18 protein-coding genes are annotated in these 20,798 nt (G+C 63.8%); 9 read left to right on the top strand and 9 right to left on the bottom strand.

Annotated features, from left to right (window positions below; all coding sequences use genetic code 11):
- Positions 1 to 116: 116 nt before the first annotated feature.
- On the bottom strand, positions 117 to 1,064 hold the full coding sequence (gene ylqF / locus AC4BCN_RS08150) for a ribosome biogenesis GTPase YlqF (RefSeq protein WP_128140235.1): 948 nt from the start codon (positions 1,062 to 1,064) through the stop codon (positions 117 to 119).
- Between the two features lie 201 nt (positions 1,065 to 1,265).
- On the opposite strand from ylqF, the gene AC4BCN_RS08145 reads away from it, so the two are divergent.
- Both AC4BCN_RS08145 and AC4BCN_RS08140 read left to right on the top strand, forming a co-directional pair.
- A complete protein-coding gene (locus AC4BCN_RS08145) occupies positions 1,266 to 2,051 on the top strand; it encodes a hypothetical protein (protein WP_485882112.1) in 786 nt (261 codons plus the stop codon).
- A gap of 163 nt (positions 2,052 to 2,214) precedes the next feature.
- Positions 2,215 to 2,541: a hypothetical protein gene (locus tag AC4BCN_RS08140; RefSeq protein WP_128140237.1), complete on the top strand. Its 327-nt coding sequence runs from the start codon at positions 2,215 to 2,217 to the stop codon at positions 2,539 to 2,541.
- 12 nt (positions 2,542 to 2,553) lie between these two features.
- Here the strand turns inward: AC4BCN_RS08140 and AC4BCN_RS08135 are convergent, their stop codons facing one another.
- Positions 2,554 to 3,480 (bottom strand): histone deacetylase family protein, encoded by a 927-nt coding sequence (locus AC4BCN_RS08135; protein ID WP_128140238.1) that lies wholly within the window; start codon positions 3,478 to 3,480, stop codon positions 2,554 to 2,556.
- A gap of 211 nt (positions 3,481 to 3,691) precedes the next feature.
- On the opposite strand from AC4BCN_RS08135, the gene AC4BCN_RS08130 reads away from it, so the two are divergent.
- From AC4BCN_RS08130 to AC4BCN_RS08110, 5 genes are all read left to right on the top strand, one after another.
- Positions 3,692 to 4,600 carry an AAA family ATPase gene (locus AC4BCN_RS08130; RefSeq protein WP_490492991.1) on the top strand — a complete coding sequence of 303 codons (909 nt, stop codon included), beginning with the start codon at positions 3,692 to 3,694 and terminating at the stop codon, positions 4,598 to 4,600.
- Between the two features lie 5 nt (positions 4,601 to 4,605).
- Positions 4,606 to 5,637: a DUF58 domain-containing protein gene (locus tag AC4BCN_RS08125; protein WP_490492990.1), complete on the top strand. Its 1,032-nt coding sequence runs from the start codon at positions 4,606 to 4,608 to the stop codon at positions 5,635 to 5,637.
- Positions 5,634 to 7,655 carry a transglutaminase TgpA family protein gene (locus AC4BCN_RS08120; protein WP_490492988.1) on the top strand — a complete coding sequence of 674 codons (2,022 nt, stop codon included), beginning with the start codon at positions 5,634 to 5,636 and terminating at the stop codon, positions 7,653 to 7,655. The genes AC4BCN_RS08125 and AC4BCN_RS08120 overlap by 4 nt, the downstream gene beginning before the upstream one ends.
- Positions 7,646 to 8,809 carry a lytic murein transglycosylase B gene (mltB, locus tag AC4BCN_RS08115; RefSeq protein WP_490492987.1) on the top strand — a complete coding sequence of 388 codons (1,164 nt, stop codon included), beginning with the start codon at positions 7,646 to 7,648 and terminating at the stop codon, positions 8,807 to 8,809. Before AC4BCN_RS08120 ends, mltB begins: the two co-directional genes overlap by 10 nt.
- A gap of 438 nt (positions 8,810 to 9,247) precedes the next feature.
- Complete coding sequence (locus tag AC4BCN_RS08110; protein ID WP_034751784.1) at positions 9,248 to 9,580, top strand: hypothetical protein; 333 nt, start codon at positions 9,248 to 9,250, stop codon at positions 9,578 to 9,580.
- Between the two features lie 242 nt (positions 9,581 to 9,822).
- On the opposite strand, the gene cysM is transcribed toward AC4BCN_RS08110, so the two are convergent.
- Complete coding sequence (cysM, locus tag AC4BCN_RS08105; RefSeq protein WP_128140242.1) at positions 9,823 to 10,725, bottom strand: cysteine synthase CysM; 903 nt, start codon at positions 10,723 to 10,725, stop codon at positions 9,823 to 9,825.
- A gap of 252 nt (positions 10,726 to 10,977) precedes the next feature.
- Here cysM and AC4BCN_RS08100 point away from each other — a divergent pair, with 252 nt between their 5' ends.
- Positions 10,978 to 12,735: an FAD-dependent oxidoreductase gene (locus AC4BCN_RS08100; RefSeq protein ID WP_490492986.1), complete on the top strand. Its 1,758-nt coding sequence runs from the start codon at positions 10,978 to 10,980 to the stop codon at positions 12,733 to 12,735.
- Here the strand turns inward: AC4BCN_RS08100 and AC4BCN_RS08095 are convergent.
- Complete coding sequence (locus AC4BCN_RS08095; RefSeq protein ID WP_490492985.1) at positions 12,732 to 14,087, bottom strand: M20/M25/M40 family metallo-hydrolase; 1,356 nt, start codon at positions 14,085 to 14,087, stop codon at positions 12,732 to 12,734. The two genes, AC4BCN_RS08100 and AC4BCN_RS08095, sit on opposite strands and share 4 nt — an antisense overlap.
- Positions 14,088 to 14,287: 200 nt before the next feature.
- Between AC4BCN_RS08095 and AC4BCN_RS08090 the strand changes: the two genes are divergently transcribed.
- Positions 14,288 to 15,853 (top strand): phospholipase D family protein, encoded by a 1,566-nt coding sequence (locus tag AC4BCN_RS08090; protein ID WP_490492984.1) that lies wholly within the window; start codon positions 14,288 to 14,290, stop codon positions 15,851 to 15,853.
- A 94-nt stretch (positions 15,854 to 15,947) separates the two neighbouring features.
- On the opposite strand, the gene AC4BCN_RS08085 is transcribed toward AC4BCN_RS08090, so the two are convergent.
- The 5 genes from AC4BCN_RS08085 to AC4BCN_RS08065 form a co-directional block, all read right to left on the bottom strand.
- Positions 15,948 to 16,652, bottom strand: a complete 705-nt coding sequence (locus AC4BCN_RS08085) for a ComEA family DNA-binding protein (protein ID WP_490492983.1) — start codon at positions 16,650 to 16,652, stop codon at positions 15,948 to 15,950.
- Positions 16,653 to 16,818: 166 nt separating this feature from the next.
- Positions 16,819 to 17,772 (bottom strand): D-glycero-beta-D-manno-heptose-7-phosphate kinase, encoded by a 954-nt coding sequence (gene rfaE1, locus AC4BCN_RS08080; RefSeq protein WP_051991229.1) that lies wholly within the window; start codon positions 17,770 to 17,772, stop codon positions 16,819 to 16,821.
- Positions 17,769 to 19,136, bottom strand: coding sequence for a UDP-glucose dehydrogenase family protein (locus AC4BCN_RS08075; RefSeq protein ID WP_072454428.1), 1,368 nt, complete (start codon positions 19,134 to 19,136; stop codon positions 17,769 to 17,771). The genes rfaE1 and AC4BCN_RS08075 overlap by 4 nt, the downstream gene beginning before the upstream one ends.
- A gap of 79 nt (positions 19,137 to 19,215) precedes the next feature.
- Positions 19,216 to 20,391, bottom strand: coding sequence for a lipopolysaccharide assembly protein LapB (lapB, locus tag AC4BCN_RS08070; RefSeq protein WP_128140247.1), 1,176 nt, complete (start codon positions 20,389 to 20,391; stop codon positions 19,216 to 19,218).
- A gap of 46 nt (positions 20,392 to 20,437) precedes the next feature.
- The gene (locus AC4BCN_RS08065; RefSeq protein WP_034751796.1) at positions 20,438 to 20,740 is read right to left on the bottom strand and encodes a LapA family protein; all 303 of its coding nucleotides are present in this window, start codon (positions 20,738 to 20,740) and stop codon (positions 20,438 to 20,440) included.
- Positions 20,741 to 20,798 lie beyond the last annotated feature (58 nt).

Below are 20,798 nucleotides of genomic sequence, written 5' to 3'. Positions count from 1 at the left end.
GGGTCAGACGGGGACGCCGAGTCCCTCGACACCGCTAACGGCTGGTTCAGCGCCAACGTCACCGGGGGTCTGAGCCCAGAATTTAAAAAAGCCGCTAACAAGCGTCTTTTAGTTCATTACGTACCGCGCTTGCCGCGCGCCGCATTCTTCGCCTTCTCGGCAGCGATCTCGGCCGCCTTGGCCGCTTTTTCCGCCATCTCGGCCGCGTGCTGGGCCATCAGGGCGGCGCGCGTGTCCGGCGTTTCCAGCGAGATGCGTCCCAGGATGCCGCTGCGGTAATCGAGCAGCAAGGTGTGCGACGCTTTCTCGAAATCGTAGTCGCCGCCCTTGATGCGGAAGCCGCGCTTGGCGGCGATGCCTTCGACCACGCCGATGGCATCGACTTCACCGACCTTGGTGCCGTAGCGGGTTGCCAGCAAGTCAGGGTAGCGCTTGAGCAACTCCTCGGCCAGGAAGACGGCCACTTCCTCTTCGATCAGCGCGTTCGAGCCGATGGCGTGGCTGGCGGCCAGCATCAGGCCATCGCTGGGGATGGCGATCTTCGGCCACAGCATGCCGGGCGTGTCGACGAGGATGGTATTCTTGTCCAGATACAGCTTTTGCTGCATCTTCGTCACGGCCGGCTCATCGCCCACCTTGGCCACGCGCTTTTTCAGCAGCGCGTTCATCAGGGTCGACTTGCCCACGTTGGGGATGCCCATGATCATGATGCGCAGCGGCTTCGTCGGCACACCGCGGTGCGGCGCCAGCGACTTGGCCAGGTCCGGAATGCGCGCCACGTCGCCCGGCTTCTTGGTCGTCATCGCATACGCGGTCACGCCTTCCTGGGCATTGAAATACGCGACCCAGGCGGCTGTCGCGGCAGGGTCGGCCAGGTCGGTCTTGTTGAGGATTTTCAGGCAAGGGCGCTGGCGGAACAGGCGCAGCTCGTCCACCATGGGATTGCAGCTGGCTGCCGGCAGGCGCGCGTCCACCACTTCAATCACCAGATCGGTGTTTTCCATGGTTTCGGCCGCTTTCTTGCGGGCCGCGTTCATGTGTCCTGGGTACCATTGTATCGCCATGCTCTTGCTTTCAAAATCGTTCAGTCAATCCGCTATTTTACGTGGTTGCCGCCACGACGTCCCATTTTCCACCGCCAACGCCAGCCGTGCGACGCGAACGAGACAATTGGTGATAATTTGGCAGTTACTCGAATGATAAGATCCGCAGTCCGTCCAGCCTGGCCGGTTTCCCCATTGCAAGTTCTACCTGGCACGCATTCCATGCATCTTCCCCGTTTTTTCCTCCTCGCCCCCCTTTGCGCCTGCCTCTTGCCCGCCATGGCCCAGGAACAAGCGGCGGCGCCGGGCGATGCAGTGCAGCAGGAAATGCAGCAGATTGTCGATGTGCAAGGCACACGCGATCCCGACCTGCGCCCCTACCGCACCATGCTCAAGGGACTTGACGCGTATGCCGACCACCAGCGCCTGGCGCCGGGCGCGCCGCTGCGCTTCATGCTGATCCCCGCCACGCCGAAGGCCAGACTCGATGGCGTGACCCTGCACCTGTCGGCCGACAATCTGTCGATCCCCGTACCGCTGGCGGCGGACGGCGGCTTCACCTTGACGCGCGACAAGACCGCCTACGACGCGAATGCCGACCTGATCAGTAACAAGAAGCGCGACACCCTGCGCTGGCGCGCCGACATCCATACGCCGGGTCTGCCCGCGAACGTGCGCCGCCTGGGCGACTTGCGCCTGGAATGCGAAATACGCTGGGCCGTCGAGCAGGACCAGCTGTCCTTCGTCCGGCGCAACCTGTTCCGCATGGCCGGCGGCCCGTGCCACTCGTCGCTGATCCACGTGCCGTATCCCGTGTTCCGCAAGCTGCTTGCCGTGCAGGCGCGCTCGGGCGAGCGTACACTGGACGTCCGCATCACGGAAGACCGCCAGCGCTACGTGCCGCCGCTGCACGACCAGAGCTGGGACGACAACACCCTGCTGACCCTCACGTATGCCGATGACGGCAACATGGCGCAAGCCGCGCCCGCAGGGGCACTGCGCCAGTGATACGCGCGCTGGAAACCATATCAAGTATTTCCACAAGGATTCTTTTATTTACTGAGAGTAATAAAAAAGTGTGCTCTAATATCGCCTCTTAAATGAAAAGCAATAATTTTCCACGCTGGCTCCCGCCAGATGCAGGGAGATAGGCGATGGGGAATAGCTCGATATGATGATGGAACACACTGGCAAGGCGCCCGAGCGCGTGCCGCGCAATGACTGGAAGAAGGAATGCCGGCAGTTGCAGCAGCAAGTGGCGCAGCTGGAAGAGCGCCTGAAACGCCAGAGCGCCGACAGCTATGGCTTGCAAATGCTGTATGACCAACTGGTTAATGAAATCAAGCACCACCGCGACATGTTGCAACTCGACAGTTTTGATGCGGATAAATCATCGCTCGTCTACACGCAAGCCTGGCACCGCTTCATGGCCGGCGACGCGCTCGACTACCAGACGCACCGCCACACGCATTCCGGCAGCCGCCCCACCTTGCTGTAGCGCGCGGGGCCCTTACAGTTCCGCCAGCGCCTTCACGTGCGCCGCCACGCTGCGGCCCAAGGACGACAGGTTGTAGCCCCCTTCGAGACAACTGACGATACGGCCTTTGCCATACTGGCTGGCCACGACCATCATCTGCTGCGTCATCCACGTATAGTCGGCCTCCACCAGGCCCATGCCGCCCACATCGTCTTCGCGGTGGGCATCGAAACCGGCGGAGATGAAAATCATCTGCGGCTGCTGGCGGTGCAGCGCCGGCAGCCAGTGGTCGAGCACCAGCTGGCGCACGGCGTCGCCCTTCGAGCGGGCCGGCACAGGCACGTTGACGCGCGTGTCCGTATACGATTCCACGTCGCTGTACGGATAAAACGGGTGCTGGAAAAAGCTCACCATCAGGATGCGCGGATCATTTGCCACGGACTCGGCCGTGCCATTGCCATGGTGCACGTCGAAGTCGACGATGGCGACCCGTTCGAGCCCCCGCACGTCGAGCGCATGCTTGGCGGCGATGGCGACATTATTGAACAGGCAAAAACCCATCGGTTCGCTGGGCCGCGCATGGTGGCCGGGCGGGCGGATCGCGCAAAAGGCGTTGCTGATCTCGCCATCGATGACGGCGTCCGTGGCTGCCACGGCCGAGCCGGCGGCGGCCAGCGCCGCCTCGTAGCTGTGCGCGTTGAGCAGGGTGTCGCCGTCGAGCGGATAATAGTCGCCCTCCTGCGGCACATTGTCGCGCACGAGGCCGATGGCCGTGGCGCTGTGGTTGCGCTCGATATCGGACAATTGCGCACGCACGCCGTCGCGGTGCTCGACCAGGTCGCTGATGTGCGCGAGTATCAATTGGTCATTGATGGCCTGCAAGCGGGCCGGCGATTCTGGGTGCCAGTCGCCCATTTCATGGCGCTGGCAATCGGGATGGGTATAAATGGCTGTGCTCATGCGCTGTACTGGTTACCTCTGTCTCTGTCCATTCTCCGGGAACACTGCATGGCATTCCTGTTCGCCCTGCGCGTTCTCGCATAAAATCACTGGCCGGTCTGTGCCGCTACTGCACTAATCTACCACGTGCACGGCACGGGCGGGCGGCACGGCTTGACCTGGCCAAAGCGATTGTAAATTAAATAATCCGTCTTACTGTGATAGAAATAGCATGTTTTCGAAAATACACCAGGCCGCACAGCAGATCGGCGAAGTTCTCGTCGGCAAACACCTGCAGATCCGCCAGACCCTCGCCTGCGTGCTGGCCGGCGGCCACCTGCTGATCGAAGATGTGCCCGGCGTAGGCAAGACGACTTTGGCCCACGCGCTGGCCATCTCGCTGGGACTGCAATGGAAACGCCAGCAATTCACGAGCGACCTGCTGCCCGCCGACGTGGCCGGCATGAGCGTGTATGACCGGGGCAGTGGCAGCTTCGTGTTTCATCCTGGCCCCCTGTTCACGCAAGTGCTGCTGGCAGACGAGATCAACCGCACCACGCCGAAGACGCAATCGGGCTTGCTCGAAGCGATGGAAGAGCGGCAAGTGACGCTCGACGGCGTCACGCACGCGCTGCCGCAACCGTTTTTCGTCATCGCCACGCAGAACTGCGCGCACCAGCTGGGCACCTTCCCCTTGCCAGAATCGCAGCTCGACCGTTTTCTCATGTGCGTGACCCTGGGCTATCCCGATGCGGCCGCGGAACGGGCGCTGCTGCTGGGCGCCGACCGCCGCGCCATGCTGCAAACTTTGCCGGCAGTAATGAACGCGGAAGAATTGCTGCAGGCGCAAGCGGGCCTGCGCGCCATCCACGCGTCAGTCGCCGTCGTCGACTATGTGCTGGCCCTCGTGCATGCCACGCGCGCGCCGGGCGTGTTTGCCGATGGCCTGAGCCCGCGCGCCGCGCTGGCCCTGCTGCAGGCGGCGCGCGCCTGGGCCGCGTTGGCTGGACGCGACCACGTCACGCCCGACGATGTGCAAGCCGTGCTGTTGCCCGTCTGCGCCCACCGTCTGCATGCGGCGCAAGGGTCCGCCGATAGCCGCAGCCTGCTGCAGCACATGCTGTTGAGTATTCCCGTCTGACCGGCATGCGCTGGCGTACTATCCAATGGCTGCCGCCGCGCCCCTGGCTGGGCGCGCAGCGCGTGCACATCCGTCCCTCGGGCGCGGGCCTGGCGTTTGCCGCGCTGCTGCTGGCGCTGTGGATCGCCGCCGTCAATTACCGCCTGGGCCTGGGCTATGCGCTCACGTATTTCGCGGCCGCCTGCACCATTGCCGACATGCTGTTTGCCAGCCGCAATCTGGCGGGCCTGGCGCTGGCCGCCACGCCGGGCAAGCCCGTGTTCGCGGGCAGTCACGCCACGTTCACCTTGCGCCTGATCAACCGCAGCGCGCGCCCGCGCCATGCGATCCACGTGGCCATAAGCGGTTCGGCGGCAGCGCCCAGCCTGGCTGACATCGCCGCCCACGGTGAAACGGCCGTCAACATCGTCGTGGCCGCGCCGCAGCGGGGATGGCTGATTGCCCCGGCCGTGCGCCTGTCCGGCAGTTTTCCGCTCGGTCTGTTCCTTGCCTGGTGCCACTGGCAGCCCGAAGCGCGCGTGCTCGTGTATCCGCAGCCCGAACACAATGCGCCGCCGCTACCCTTGCCTGTCGGTACGGTACGGCAAGCACAGAGGCCAGGCTCGCCAGATTCGCCAGACTTGCCCGATGGCGCGCTGGAACTGGCGGGCGTGCGCGCCTACCAGCCCGGCGATCCCTTGCACCGCCTGGCCTGGCGCCAGATCGCCCGCCATGACGGCGAGCATGTATTCAGCAAGCAGTTCCAGCCTGCCGCCGACACGCCAACAGGCGCAGCCCATGGCAGCATCGTGCTTGAGCATGCCGCCCTGCACGCGCTGGCGCCGGAAGCGCGTTTGTCGCGCCTGGCCGCCTGGGTGCTGCAGGCGGAACGCACGGGCCTCCCATATGGCTTGCGCCTGGGCGCGCTGACTGTGGCGCCAGCCTTGGGCGCCCACCACCGCGACGCCTGTCTGCGCGCACTGGCCCTGCACGGTTCGCCAGACGGTTCGCCGCACGATTTGCGGCACGATTTTCCGCCAGCGCAGGCAACGCCATGAAGACCTGGCTGAGCAACTTGCCGCGTGACAAGGCCGACATTGTGCTGCTGTTGCTGGCCGCAGCTATGGTGCTCGCGCCGCATGTGCTGCACCTGCCCCCGTGGCTGTCGGCCGCCGCTGCCGCGCTCCTGCTGTGGCGCGCCGTCATCACCATGCGGGGCAGCCGCCAGCCGCAGCTGACCGTGCTAGCGCCGCTGGCCTTGCTGGGCATCGCCGGCGTCTACGCCAGCTATGGCACCGTGCTGGGACGCGATCCCGGCGTGGCCATGCTGGCCCTGCTGCTGGCCTTGAAGTCGCTGGAAATGCATGGCCGGCGCGACATCTTCGTGTTTGTTTTCCTCAGTTTTTTCCTCCTGCTGGCGAACTTCTTCCATGCGCAAGACATCCTCAGCGCCGCCTGGATGCTGGCCACCGTCGTCGTCCTGCTGGCCGCCCTGCTGTCGGCCCAGTACGGCGCCGTGCAGCCGCGCCTGACGCAAAGGCTGGGCTTGCTGGGACGCATGCTGGCGCTGGCCATCCCCCTGTCGGCCCTGATGTTTCTTGCCCTGCCGCGCGTGGACGGCCCCTTGTGGGGTACGGCACCGGAAGGCGCGCAAGCGCGCACGGGCTTGTCCGACAGCATGCAGCCGGGCGCCATCGCCTCGCTGGCCCTGTCAAGCGAACCCGTCTTCACGGCGCGATTTTCCACACAGCTCCCGCCGCAAGACCAGCTGTATTGGCGCGGCGTCGTGCTGGGCGACTTCGACGGCGCCACCTGGACGCGGCGGGGCGCGAAGGGGCGCGCGCCTGCCAGCGACAGTCGGATAGACATCGCGCTGGAAGGCCAGCCCAGCCGCTATGAAGTCAGCTTGCAAGCGAGCGGCCAGCGGCGCATCTTCGCGCTCGATGTGCCGCGCAGCATCGAACGCCTGCCCGGCAACCCGTACGTCGTGTCGTCCGCGCTGGAAGTGCTGACCATACAGCCTATTACTTCGACCGTGCGTTACCGCGTCAGTTCCCAGCTCCGCTACCGGCTGCAGGCAAACCTGTCGCCAGAACAGCAGCAGCCATGGCTGGCCTTGCCCGCTGGCAGCAACCCGCGCAGCGTGGCCTGGGCCCGTGCCCTGCGCGGCCATGGCGCGCAGGCGCTGGCGCCGGCCAACGCCATTGCCGCCGTGCTTGAGCACTTCCGCCGCGCACCGTTCCGCTACACCCTGCAGCCGCCGCTGCTGGGCAAGCAGGGCGTCGACGACTTCCTGTTTGGCACGCAGGCGGGCTTTTGCGAACATTACGCGGGCAGCTTTGTCGTGCTGATGCGCGCCATGGGCATCCCCGCGCGCGTCGTCACCGGTTACCAAGGCGGCTTGCGCAACGGTACGGACAACAGCCTGGCCGTGCGCCAGTCCGACGCCCATGCCTGGAGCGAAGTGTGGCTGGCGGGCCGGGGCTGGGTGCGCATCGATCCCACCAGCGCCGTCGCGCCCCTGCGCACAGAGCGCAATCTCGATGCCGCCTTGCCGCCGGCCCCGTCGCCGCTGACGGCGTGGCGCGCCCTGGCCGGCCTCGATGGCGGCGCGCAAGGGGCGGTTGCCGCGTGGCGCCAGCAATGGCAGCAGGCCGAGCACGCCTGGAGCAGCTGGGTGCTCGACACCACGCCGCAGCGCCAGCGCGCCATACTCGATGGCTTGAAAAACCTGCCGGCGAAAAAGCTGGCACTCGCGTGCGCCGTGCTGGCCCTGCTGTCCGCCGTGGCAGGTACACTGGTCTGGTGGCGGCAGTCGCGGCAAGGCGATCCGCTCGATGTCCTGTACGCGCAATTTTGCCGACAGCAGGCGCGGCGCGGCTACAGCCGTGCGCCGCATGAAGGCCCGCACGGTTATGCTGCGCGGTTGGCCGCGGGCAAGACTACGCCCGAGATGCATGCCGCCATCGCACAGTTTCTGGCAATCTATGCCGCGATGAAGTATGGTAATGCCAGCCCAGACGAACAACTCCGCGCGCGGCGCACCTTGCGCCGCCTGTTAACCCAATGCCGATGAGACGCTCCTTGTTACCGATCAAATACCCCGCCCTGTCCCTGCTCCTCTCCCTCCCCCTGTGCCTGGCCACCGCGCACGCCGGCGAAAACAGCAATATTTCCGCTGCCGACCGCGCCCGCGCCGTGCGCGCGGCCAAGGCGCCGCTCGCCAAGGCAGCAGCAAAAAAGGCACCGGCGAAATTCGACTTCGAAGGCGAATTTGTCGACTATGCCAACTGGAAAGAAGTCCGCGCCTTCCTCGACGACATGTCCGCCAAACACGGCTTTGACCGCGCCGAACTCAACACCCTGATCGGCAAGGTCCGCTATGTCGAGTCGACCGTGCAACTGATGAAGCCCGCGCCGCCCGGCAAGCCGAAGAACTGGCAAGCGTACAGCGCCCGCTTCATCGAGCCGGTGCGCATCAATGCGGGCGTGAAATTCTGGGAAGAGAACGCGGAAGCGCTGGCACGCGCCGAACGCGAATATGGCGTGCCGGCCGAGATCATCGTCGGCATCATCGGCGTGGAAACTGTATATGGACGCAACACGGGCCGCTTCCGCGTGCTCGACGCGCTGACGACCCTGGCGTTTTCCTATCCGGAAAGCCCGACCCGGGCCGCGCGCATGGAATTTTTCAAGGGGGAGCTGGAAAATGCGCTGCTGTACGCGCGCAAGGATGGCATCGATCCCTTGACCCTGCTCGGCTCGTATGCGGGCGCCATCGGCCTGCCACAGTTCATGCCGAGCAGCATCATGAAATATGCGGTGGATTTCGATGGCGATAGCCACATCGACCTGCGCAATTCCACATCCGACGCCATCGGCAGCGTCGCGCACTTCCTCGTCGAGCACGGCTGGCGCCGCGATGACCCGGCCGTCAGCACCTATCCCGTCACCGTCTCGGCCAGCCGCGCGTGGGAAAAATTCATCGGCCAGGGCTTGCAAGCCAAGTACCGGCTGGGAGAATTACAGGAAGCCGGCGTGACAGCCGCCCCGTCCACGCCTCAGAACATGTTGTTCGGCCTGATCGACTTGCAAAATGGTTCCGAAGCAACTGAGTATCACTTGGCAACCAATAACTTCTTTGCTATAACTCAGTACAACAGAAGTTATTTTTATGCCATGTCCGTGATTGATTTGGGCAAAGCCATCAGTCAAGTGCGCGCACGCTAACCGAAAGTCAGTGTAAAGTTATAATATTACTTGTAAGAAAGCGTAAGGGATATTGAATCGACCAGCAAACAGGTCTATGGTAGGGCCGATAACATGTGCCAGCCTCGCTCGCCAGCCTTTGTGCGGCACGGAATGCAGTAATGGTTTTATACTTAACTTTTGTCAAAGTACAATTTTTGTTCTATCATAGAGCATAATAAAGAATAAATAGGTGTTGCAGCTAGACAACACTCATTCTGTACCACGCAAGATTACCGGGCTTTCCAGCCTGAAACTGAATCCTGTTGTACAATTGTGTATATATCATGAAAAACTGTATCCCGGATCGTACCGTGTGTGAATTCGTTCCTTTTAGTAAAGAATGAACATGAACGCAGCAAGAGCGAGCTCCGAGTGTTTTTTACTTTGCAGTGCAACTACAGAAGGAACAATAACATCATGACAAACCAAGTCGGCATTGATATGAACAGCGATTCGGACTCCGACGATCTGCTTCAGTACAACCCAAACAGACTGCTCGATACCCTGATCGAAAACCTGCGCCTGAAAAACGACGCAGCCTTGTCCCGCGCGCTGGAAGTGGCGCCACCGGTCATCAGCAAAATCCGCCACCACCGCCTGCCGGTCGGCGCATCGCTGCTGATCCGCATGCACGAAGTCAGCGACCTGAGCATCCGCGACCTGCGTTACCTGATGGGTGACCGTCGTAACAAATTCCGTATCAGCGACAAGCAATTCAAGCCAAAAGAAGGCGAAACGCCACAAGGCTGATCCTGCCAGTTTTGCAGGTTTTCCCTCCCCGCCATGGGGAGGGGGTATTTCCAGCAGTTCTCAGGCCGTTCTGGCCGACATTATTTTCCCGTCTTACCTTATTTCCCAAGCTGTATTGACGCCCGACAAAACCGTAGCGAGCGGCAGTGATTTGTGGCTAAGAAGCGCAACCGTACTTTAGTACGGTGAGCATCGCAGGCCGCAAAGCGCACCGCGCAGTAGGTTTGGTTGGGCGTCCTGCATCAAGCAGGAAACACGCCGGTCGAGAGATAGCGGTCGCCGCGGTCGCACACGACAAACACGATGGTCGCATTTTCCACCGTCTGTGAAATGCGCAGCGCAATTTCGCACGCGCCGGCTGCCGAGATGCCGCAGAACAAACCCTCTTCCGCCGCCAGGCTGCGCGCCATGCGCTCGGCCACGCCCTGGCTCACGTATTCCACCTGGTCCACGCGCGACTTGTCGTAGATTTTCGGCAAGTACGCTTCCGGCCACTTGCGGATGCCGGGAATCTGCGAACCTTCCTCGGGCTGGGCGCCGATGATCTGGATCGCGGGATTCTGTTCCTTCAAGTAGCGCGACACACCCATGATGGTGCCCGTCGTGCCCATGGCGCTGACGAAATGCGTGACCCGGCCTTCCGTGTCGCGCCAGATTTCCGGGCCCGTGCTTTCATAGTGGGCGCGCGAATTGTCTTCGTTGGCGAACTGGTCAAGGATCACGCCGCGGCCATCCTTCTGCATCTGTTCGGCCAGGTCGCGCGCATATTCCATGCCGCCCGTCCTCGGCGTCAATAAGATATCGGCACCGTAGGCGGCCATGCTCTGGCGGCGCTCCACGCTCAGGTTGTCGGGCATCAAGAGCAGCATCTTGTAGCCGCGCAAGGCAGCGGCCATGGCCAGCGCGATGCCCGTATTGCCGCTGGTCGCCTCGATCAGGGTATCGCCAGGCTTGATGACGCCGCGCTCTTCAGCGCGCTTGAGCATGGACATGGCCGCGCGGTCCTTCACGGAACCCGCCGGATTATTGCCCTCCAGCTTGCCCAGGATGACGTTGTTGCGCGCAAGCGCATCGGCGCCCGGCAAGCGCGTCAGCTGCACCAGCGGGGTATTGCCTATCGTATCTTCAAGTGTCTTGTAAGCCATCGTGTCTGTTTGAGTGGAGTCAACAAAGACCCATTCTAATATGAGATGCTGGCCCGCGTATCGCTGATCGGTGGCCGCATAGGGGCCCGTTTGCGCGTCCGGCTGCGCCGCCACCGGCCGCATGGCGCCTGCCGCGCTGCCATTTCCGGGCGTGCACAAGGGATATTGCGGCAGGCGCGCGCCGCATGCGCTAGACTCGTCACTATTAGTTATTTTTGTTATTTGCTTATTCAGTCTCCGAACGGACTCGCCATGGCCAGCAGCACACCCGAATTCATTCCCGAAACGACGCAGGACGATCCCGTCCAGTTCCCCACGCTCGACTTGCACGGCCGCAGCCACCAGATTTCGCCCGTCTTCAACGGGCTCGAACTGCAGCGCTTGCAGCGCTATGGCACGCGTCATCACTTTGCCGATGGCGAGACGCTGTTCGAGGCAGGCAGCAGCAGCTTCGGCATGCTGGTCATACTGTCCGGACGGGTCAGCATCAAGCGCCATGAAGTGCTGGGACAGGCGTCCGTGCTGCGCGAAGTGGGCATCGGTCACTTCATTGCCGAGGTGGCGCAATTGTCGGGCCGCCCCACCCTCGTCAACGGCAGCGCCGTCGGTGACGTGGAATTGCTCGACATCAGTTCGGAATCCCTGCGCGCACTGATCGTCGCGGAAGCGGAAATGGGCGAACGCATCGTGCGCGCCCTGATCCTGCGCCGCGTGGCGCTGATCGAATCGAATTCAGGCGGCCCCGTGCTGGTGGGACCGCGCGGCAATGGCAATCTGTTTCACCTGCAAAGTTTTCTGTCGAGCAATGGCCACCCGCACACGGTGCTCGATCCAGCCACGGATGCGGCCGCCGCCGCGCTGGCCGAGCGCTACCAGCCCACGCCGCAGGAATGGCCGCTGGTCATCTGCCCTGACGGCAAGATCATGAAAAATCCCGGCAATGCGGAACTGGGACGCTGCCTGGGCATGCTGCCCGATTTGTCCGGCGACAAGATTTTCGACGTGCTGGTGGTGGGCGCCGGACCCGCCGGCCTGGCCACGGCCGTGTATGCGGCATCCGAAGGCTTGACCGTGTTGGCGCTCGAGCAGCGCGCGTACGGCGGCCAGGCGGGCGCCAGCGCGCGCATCGAAAATTACCTGGGTTTTCCCACCGGCATCTCCGGCCGCGCGCTGGCGGGACGCGCCTACGTGCAGGCGCAAAAGTTCGGCGTCGAGATCGCCACGCCGGCCAGCGCCGCCAACTTGCTGTGCGACACCTGGCCCCTGCGCGTCAATCTGTGCGACGGCACGCAGGTGCGCGCTCGCACCGTGGTGCTGTCGTGCGGCGCGCGCTATCGCCGCCCCTCGCTGGCCAACCTGAAAACGTATGAGGGACGGGGCATATATTACTGGGCCTCGCCCATCGAAGCCAAGCTGTGCCGGCAGGAAGAAATCATCCTCGTCGGCGGCGGCAACTCGGCCGGCCAGGCGGCCGTGTTCCTGTCCGGCCACGCCGCCAAGGTCCACATGGTGATCCGCGGCGAAGGTCTGGCGGCCAGCATGTCGAGCTACCTGATCGAGCGCATCGCCGCCACGCCCAACATCATCTTGCATACGCACACGGAAATCATCGCCCTCGAAGGCGACGACGATGGCTTGACAGAGGTGCGCTGGCGCAACAACCAGACGGGCAAGGAGTGCGATTGCGCCGTGCGCCGCGTCTTCCTGTTTGTTGGCGCCGATCCGAACACGGACTGGCTGCACGACTGCGCCGTGGCCGTCGACGAACAGGGCTTTATCCGCACGGGCTTCGACGTCACGCGCGCAGAATGCCGCGCCCATGGCCACCCTGTGTATCCACCTGACTTGCCGGACCGGGCCGCGCTGGAAACGAGCGTGCCGGGCGTTTTTGCCATCGGCGACGTGCGGGCCGGCTCCACCAAGCGCGTGGCCGCCGCCGTTGGTGAAGGCGCGGCCGTCGTTTCCCAGATTCACGGCTTTCTTGCGCGCCAGCCCGTCAACGGTTCCTAACGCAAGGGCATGGGGTACGTGGCCACGCTGACATTGCCGTCGCGGTCGATGGCCTGGACGCCAAAGAAATAGTTGTCTTTCGACAGCTTCACCCTGGCCTCGGTGACATTGCCCACGTCCTGCGCGCCCTGCCACTGGTCGGCCGTCGTGGCGCGCCAGACGATGCGGTAGCCGGCCAGGTCCGGTTCCGTATTCGGCTGCCAGACCAGCGAGGTGGCATTTTCCAGCTGGGCCGTGCGCACCTGCACGCCGGCGGGCGCGGCCGGCGCCAGGGCCAGTGACGCGAGCGCCGCCGCATTCACGCGCGCCACTTTCGCCACGTAGTCATAGTCGACGAATTGCGGCAAGTCGCCGTACTGCACGCCGTTCTCCACGCGCACATCCTGATGCTGATGGGCAAAATCCTCGTGCGGTTCCGTGAAACGCAGCGCCGCGTACCCTTGCGCGAGGAAGGGCATATGGTCGCCGCCGCGCAGGTAGCGGTCGGCGCGCTGGATGACGTTGACCGTAAAGCCGGGCACATAGCGCTCGCCCACCTGTTTCACATGGCGCGCCAGCTGGCGCGAAATCGAATCGTTTTCGCCGCCCGTCGCCACCAGGGCGCGCACGCCGTCGCTCATCTCTTTCACGGCCGGGATGCCCTCGGCAAACAGGCGCACCTGACCGCCATCAACCGTGCCGTCTTCCGCGCGCGAACTGCCGATGATGTCGTTATTGAGCATGCCGGCGATGTTGAGATTTTTCAATTTTGCCTGCTGCGCCCAATGGCCGGAACCCAGCAACCCCTGTTCCTCGGCCGCCACGGCCATGAAGACGATCGTGGCGTCGAAGCGGTAGCGCGCCATCGCGCAAGCCATCTCGATCACGGCCGCCGTACCGGATGCGTCATCGTTGGCGCCGGGCGCGTCGCTCTGCGCATCCATCACATCGGTGGCGCGCGAGTCGTAATGACCGCTGACGACATAGATACGTCCGGCCGACTGCGGCTGGCTGCCGGGCAAGGTCGCGACCACGTTGACGATGTCCGTCGGCCGCGCAATGCGCTTTGACACGGGCGCGATATGACTGTCGAACGCCACCTGCAACCGTCCGCCCGCCTGCGCGCCACAGCGCTCAAGCTCGGCCTTGATCCAGCGCCTGGCCGCGCCGATGCCGCGCGTGTCGGACACGGTATCGGACATCGTGTGGCGCGTCTGGAAACCCACGAGCTTGCGCACATGCGCCTCGATGCGCTGTGGCGAAATGTCGGCCACCACCAGCCGTATCTGCTGCTGGGCCGGTTCGGCGCCCGGCGCCGCCGCCGCGCCCGCCGGCAGCAGGGCTGCCGTCATTGCCGTCAAAATCTTTACCATGCGTGCATCCCCCGACGATTGGTTGAGCTGGCCATTCTCGCATTTTTGACGGCAGGCAAGGATGTTCCTGGATGAAAATCGTGCGTTATAGAAACTGCTACAATCGGCTGTTGCCCCGCTCACGAAAGACACCGCATGCGCCTGACCACCCTTCACTCCGCACGCCGCAGCCTGCGCGCGGTCCACTGACGGTGCGCCGCATGCTCGTCAAATTGCTGCTGCTGGCCACCTTGTTTGCCGTGCTCAGCATCGCCGCCCTGTACAGCTACGGGCGCTTCGCCGAACGCTCGCTGGGCGCGCCGGGCACGGCCTTGCCCGTGGCGATCGATGCCACCCTGCTCGACCGCGTGCTGGCGCCGCAGCTGGCGCAACGCCCGGGCCACAGCGGCACGGCCCTGATCGACGACAATCTGGAAGCGTTCGCCCTGCGCGCCCTGAGCGCGCGCGAAGCGGGCCGCAGCCTCGACCTGCAATACTACATCTGGCATAACGACGTCACAGGACGCCTGCTGGTGCGCGAACTGCTGCGCGCGGCCGACCGCGGCGTGCGCGTGCGCGTATTGCTCGACGATATCAACGCACGAGGCCAGGACGCGGCCATCCTCGCGCTCGACAGCCATCCGCTGATCGACGTGCGCATCTTCAATCCGGGCCGCAACCGCGACGGCATCTGGATGCGCGCCGTGGAAATGGCCTTGCGCGCCGTCAGCCTGAACCGGCGCATGCACAACAAGGCCTGGATCGTCGACGGCAGGGTCGCCCTCGTCGGCGGGCGCAATATCGGCGACGAATACTTCGATGCCGCCGAACAAGTCAATTTCCAGGATGCCGACTTGCTGCTGGTGGGGCCCGCCGTGCAACAGACGAGCGACATCTTCGACCGCTTCTGGAACAGCCGCGCCGTCATCCCCATCGGCGCCTTGCACGAGGGCAAGGACGCGGGTGGGGCTGAACTGCAGGCTGTGCGCGCCCGCCTCGACGCGCTCACGGGCGAACTGGGCGCTTCTCCCTACCTGCGCCAGCTGACCGATGCGGGCCAGCTGCAGGCCCACCTCGATGGCCGCGTGCGCCTGCACTGGAGTACCCAAGTGCAAGTATTGTCGGACCCGCCGGAAAAAGCCGCGCCCATCGCCAGTTTGCAGCGCAGCGAGCACTGGCTCATGCACAGCTTGCTGCCCCTGCTGACGGACGCGCGCGAGGAAGCGCTGCTGACCTCACCCTATTTTGTGCCCGGCACGGAACTGACGCGGACCCTGGCCGACAAGGTCGCCGCCGGCGTCAAGGTCCAGGTACTGACCAACTCGCTGGCCGCCACCGACGTGGCCCTCGTCCATGCGGGCTATGCGCGCTACCGCCAGATGCTGCTGGGCGGTGGCGTCGACCTGTTTGAATTGAAGACCCAGCACCGCAAGCGCATCAGCCTGATGGGCTCGAGCCGCGCCAGCCTGCATACCAAGGCCGTGGTGGTCGATGGCCAGCGGGGCTTCGTCGGCTCCTTCAACCTCGACCCGCGCTCGGCCCAGCTGAACACGGAAATGGGCGTGCTGTTCGACGATGCCGCGCTGGCGGCGGACATGCGCACGCTGTTCCTGCACTCGACGGCGAGCGACACCAGCTACCGTTTATTCCTCGACAACGGTGCCCTGCGCTGGTCCGACGCAACCGAAGAGCCCGCCAAAGTGTGGGCGCAGGATCCGGAAACGGGCTTCTGGCGCCGCATGCTGGTGTCCGTGATGCGCTGGCTGCCGATCGAGTCGCAGCTGTAGCCACATAAAAAAAACCCCGCGCGGCCGGTACCACGCGGGGTTTTCTTCTCGTGCTGCGCGGCACCACCGCGCAACACGCCTTACAGCAACACGCTTACTTTTTCTCGGCTTCTGCCTTCTTCGCATCGGCCGCAGCCAGCTTGGCTTCCTTCTTCGCAGCCGCTTCCGCAGCCTTGGCTTCTTTCTTGGCGGCAGCAGCCGCCTTCTTCTCGGCAGCAGCTTCCTTCTTCATTTCGGCAGCCGTTTTCACGGGGGCGGCATCGGCGGCGGCTGGCGCAGTGGCGGCGGCAGGGACGACCTTGGCGGCGGCTGCTTCTTTTTTCGCAGCGGCAGCGGCGGCCTTGGCTTCTTTCTTCGCAGCAGCAGCTTCTTTCTTCGTTTCAGCGGCTGTCTTGGCTGGCGCCGCAGCGGTGTCGGTCGCAGCAGCTGGCTTCGGTGCGGCTTCTTTCGCTGCAACTTCCTTCACAGCAGCTTCCTTTTTTGCCGGGGCAGCTTTCGCCGCCGGAGCGGGCGCCGCTGGCGCGCCGGACATGGACTGGCCATTCACCTGCAAGCCCGCTTCCGACAGCTTCACGGAACTTTTCGGGCCGATGCCCTTCACGCGGCTTTCGAAATCGGCCCAATCCTTGAAGGCGCCGCCCTTGGCACGTTCATCGATGATGGCTTTCGACGTGACGGGGCCGATGCCCTTGACGCTGTCGAGTGCCGCCTGGTCCGCCTTGTTGACATCAACCTGGGCAAAGGCAAAGCCCATCGTCGCAATCAAGGTGGCGATGGCCAGCAGTATTTTTTTGAACATGGGTATCTCTCCGTGGTGTGGTTTCAAGATGACTCGAACGCAAGGGAAGAGCAGCGCCTTAACGGCTTTAACGGCTGTGGCGTGATACGGTTGACAAGACTGGACAGCGGAAGGAGGGGAAAACCTGCGCCAGATCAAACGGCCTGGCGCAGGTGATACAACATAGTTACTGCGGGAACAGCTCGTCGCGGGTGACGGTGGCCGTGCCCAGCTTGCCGACGACGATGCCGCCGGCCCGGTTGGCCGTGCGCACGGCCTCGCCCAGGCCCATGCCGGCGCCCAGCATGGCCGCCATGGTGGCGATCACTGTGTCGCCGGCGCCCGAGACGTCGAACACTTCGCGCGCATCGGTCGGCATGTGCAGCACCTCATCGGCCGTGTACAAGCTCATGCCTTCTTCGGAACGGGTCAGCAGCAAGGCGTCCAGGCCCAGCTGCGCGCGCATCTGCTGCGCGCGTTCCGTCAATTGCTCTTCCGTGCTCCAGTTGCCGATCACGCGGCGCAGTTCCGATTTATTCGGAGTGAGCACTGACGCTCCTGTATAGCGGCTGAAATCATCGCCTTTCGGGTCGACCATGACGATCTTGCCGGCCGCACGTGCCGCCTTGATCATCTCGGCCACGTTCACCAGGCTGCCCTTGGCGTAGTCCGACAGGATCACCACATCGTAGTGCGGCAAGAGCGCATTGAACTGCGCCAGCTTGTCGCGCAGCACCGTATCGCTGGGCGCATCCTCGAAATCAATGCGCAGCATCTGCTGCTGGCGGCCGATCACGCGCAGCTTGATGATGGTGGAAATGGCCGCATCGCGCTGCAGATAGCTGTGGATGCCGCCGCCCTCGAGCAGGCGTTCGACCTGGCTGCCGGCCTCGTCGTCGCCGACCACGCCCAGCAAGCTCGTCTTCGCTCCCAGCGCGGCCGCGTTGCGCGCCACGTTGGCAGCACCGCCCAGGCGCTCTTCGCGCTTCTCGATGCGCACGATGGGCACGGGCGCTTCCGGCGAAATACGGCTGACATCGCCGAACCAGTAGCGATCCAGCATCACGTCGCCCACCACCAGCAGGCGTACCTGGGCCAATGCGGCCGGCGCCGTCAAGGCGACCACCTCTTGGGCGCTCATGCGCGCGTCAGGATCGAGCGACCGATCCCGTGGTATTCGATGCCGTTCTCGGCCATGACGGCCGGCTCGAACAGGTTGCGCCCGTCAAAGATCACGGCCTGCTTCAGGCGCGCCTTGACCTGCTCGAAGTCCGGGCTGCGGAAGGCTTTCCATTCGGTCACGATGACCAGCGCATCGGCATCCTGCAGCGCATCCTTCGAACTGTCGGCAAAACGTACCTTCGCCAACTGCTCCGGCGTCAAGTCCAGCTGCAGCACGCGGCGCGCCTCGGCCATGGCGACGGGGTCGTACACGGCCACGGTGGCGCCGCGCGCCAGCAAGTCGGCCAGCAGCACGCGGGCCGACGCTTCGCGCATGTCGTCCGTATTCGGCTTGAAGGCCAGGCCCCACACGGCGAAATGCCGGCCCGTCAGATCTTCGCCGAAGCGAGTAACCACTTTGCGTCCCAGCACCTGCTTCTGCTGGTCGTTGACGGCTTCGACGGCGCGCAGGATCAACAATTCCTGGCCGTGGCCGCGCGCCGTGCGCTCGAGCGCCTGCACGTCTTTCGGGAAGCACGAACCGCCATAGCCGCAGCCGGCGTACAGGAAGCTGTAGCCGATGCGCGGGTCGGAGCCGATGCCGTGGCGCACGGCTTCGATGTCGACGCCCACCTTGTCGGCCAGGTTCGCCAGTTCATTCATGAACGAGATGCGCGTGGCCAGCATGGCGTTGGCCGCATACTTCGTGAATTCGGCCGAGCGCACGTCCATCCAGTAGGTGCGTTCGTGGTTGCGGTTGAACGGCGCGTACAGGCTTTTCAGCAATTCGCGCGCGCGTTCGCCTTCCGGCGTGGCGTCGACGCCGATGACGATGCGGTCGGGGCGCATGAAGTCTTCGACAGCCGCGCCTTCCTTGAGGAATTCCGGGTTCGACGCGACCGAGAACGTGGCGGCCACGCCGCGCGCATCGAGTTCGCCCTGAATGGCGGCGCGCACTTTTTCGGCCGTACCGACGGGCACGGTCGACTTGTCGACGATGACCTTGAAGTCCGTCATGTACTTGCCGATGCCGCGCGCGGCGGCCAGCACGTATTGCAGGTCGGCCGAGCCGTCTTCATCGGGCGGCGTGCCGACGGCGATGAATTGCATCACGCCGTGTGCGGCCGCCGCTTCAATGTCGGTGGAAAAGGTCATGCGCCCGGCGGCGCGGTTGCGTGCCACGACTTCTTCCAGGCCCGGTTCATGGATGGGAATGCCGCCGCTGTTGAGCAAGGCGACCTTCTGTGCGTCCAGGTCGAGGCAAAAGACGTCGTTGCCCAGCTCCGCCAGGCAGGCGCCGGTCACGAGGCCAACATAGCCGGTGCCGATAATAGTGATTTTCATGGATGTACCGTATGGATAAAAAGCAGGTCTTACATAGAAGTACACGCCACATTGCTCAGGGCAAGGTGACGTGTACGAATCAGTTCATGACATTGAGTTCTTCGGTGCGGCGTGGTGGGTAAGTCTCCCACTTGTTGCAGCCAGGGCAGTGCCAGTAGAACTGGCGCGCCTTGAAGCCGCAGTGGCTGCACTGGTAGCGGGCCAGCTTCTGCGTGTAGCCGTGCACGAGGTTTTTCACCATCGACAGCTCGGACCAGATCGCGGCCGGCGCATCCATCATGCGCGCTTCCAGCAGTTTATCGAGGCCCAGCAAGGTCGGTGTGCGGCGCAGCTCGGCGCTGACCAGCTGCTTCGCCGCTTCCACGCCGTCGAGCTCGATGACGGCCTTGAAGACGACTTCGATCAGGTCGATCGACGACGCCTCTTCCAGGTAGGAACGCAGCAGGTTGACGCCTTCCTGCGCACGGCCCAGCTTGGTGTAGCCATCCATCAGGCGCTGCGCCACCAGGGCCACGTGCGGCACGCTTTGCTGCTCCACGCGGCGCCAGGTGGTCAGCGCGCCTTCCACGTCGCCGCGCGCCAGCAGCACGTCGCCCGTCAGGATGGTGGCGCGCACGCTCTTGCGGTCCGTCTGCAGGGCTTTTTCCAGCAGCGGCATGGCGTCGTCCGGCTTCATGTGCACGAGCGCGTCATGCGCCAGTTCGCAATAGAACTGGGCGATTTCCTTCTGGCGCGCACCGGCGCCCGATTCCTGCAAGCCCACGGCCGCTTCGATGGCGCGTGGCCATTCCTTTTCGCGCTGATAGATTTCCAGCAGCGCGCGGCGTGCCTGGGCCGCATATTGCGTGTCGATCAGGCTGTTGAAGGTTTCTTCGGCGCGGTCCAGCAAGCCTGCTTTCAGGTAATCCATGCCCAGCTCATAGGCGGCATGGCCCTGCTGTTCCAGCGGCAGGTCCGGGCGCGCCAGCAAGTTCTGGTGCACGCGAATCGCGCGCTCCGTTTCGCCGCGGCGGCGGAACAGGTTGCCCAGCGCAAAGTGCATATCGGCCGATTCCGGGTCCAGCTTGACGACTTCGATGAAGGCGTCGATGGCCTTGTCATGCTGCTCGTTGAGCAGGAAATTCAAGCCCTTGAAATAATTGCGCGGCAGGCTGCGCGATTCGGACACCAGTTGATGAATGTCCACACGCGCGGCAATCCAGCCCAGCGCGAAAAACATCGGGATACCCAAGAGCCACCAGAGTTCAAAATCCATGCGATTGTTTTTATTCGAGTAAGAGAGATAGGAGCGACGGCGGCGCTTACTGCGCGCTCACGCTGTCCGGTTGCGGCTGGACATTGCTGGCCACGCCGACGGTCTGCAGCGCGGCAATGGTGGTTTTTTGCTTGGTCGCTTCGCGGCGGTGACGGAACACGGTCGGCGTCAGGGCCAGTACGCCCAGGCTCGCGCCAGCGACAAAAAAGCCCAGCAGCATCAGGACCAGGGGGCCGCGAATTTCATAATTGAGGAAAACATGCAGGTCGACAACCTGCGCATTCTTCAGCGCAAAACTGAAGAACAGGACGAAAAGAACACAGCCAACGATGGTGGAGATGATTTTCATCGATAGGTCCAGAAAGAACAAAAAAATGCCCGTGCGACATGGCAAATGGCAAATGGCG

Source organism: Janthinobacterium sp. Bl 1 (assembly GCF_058215535.1).
This window is presented reverse-complemented; position numbering and strand designations above follow the sequence as displayed.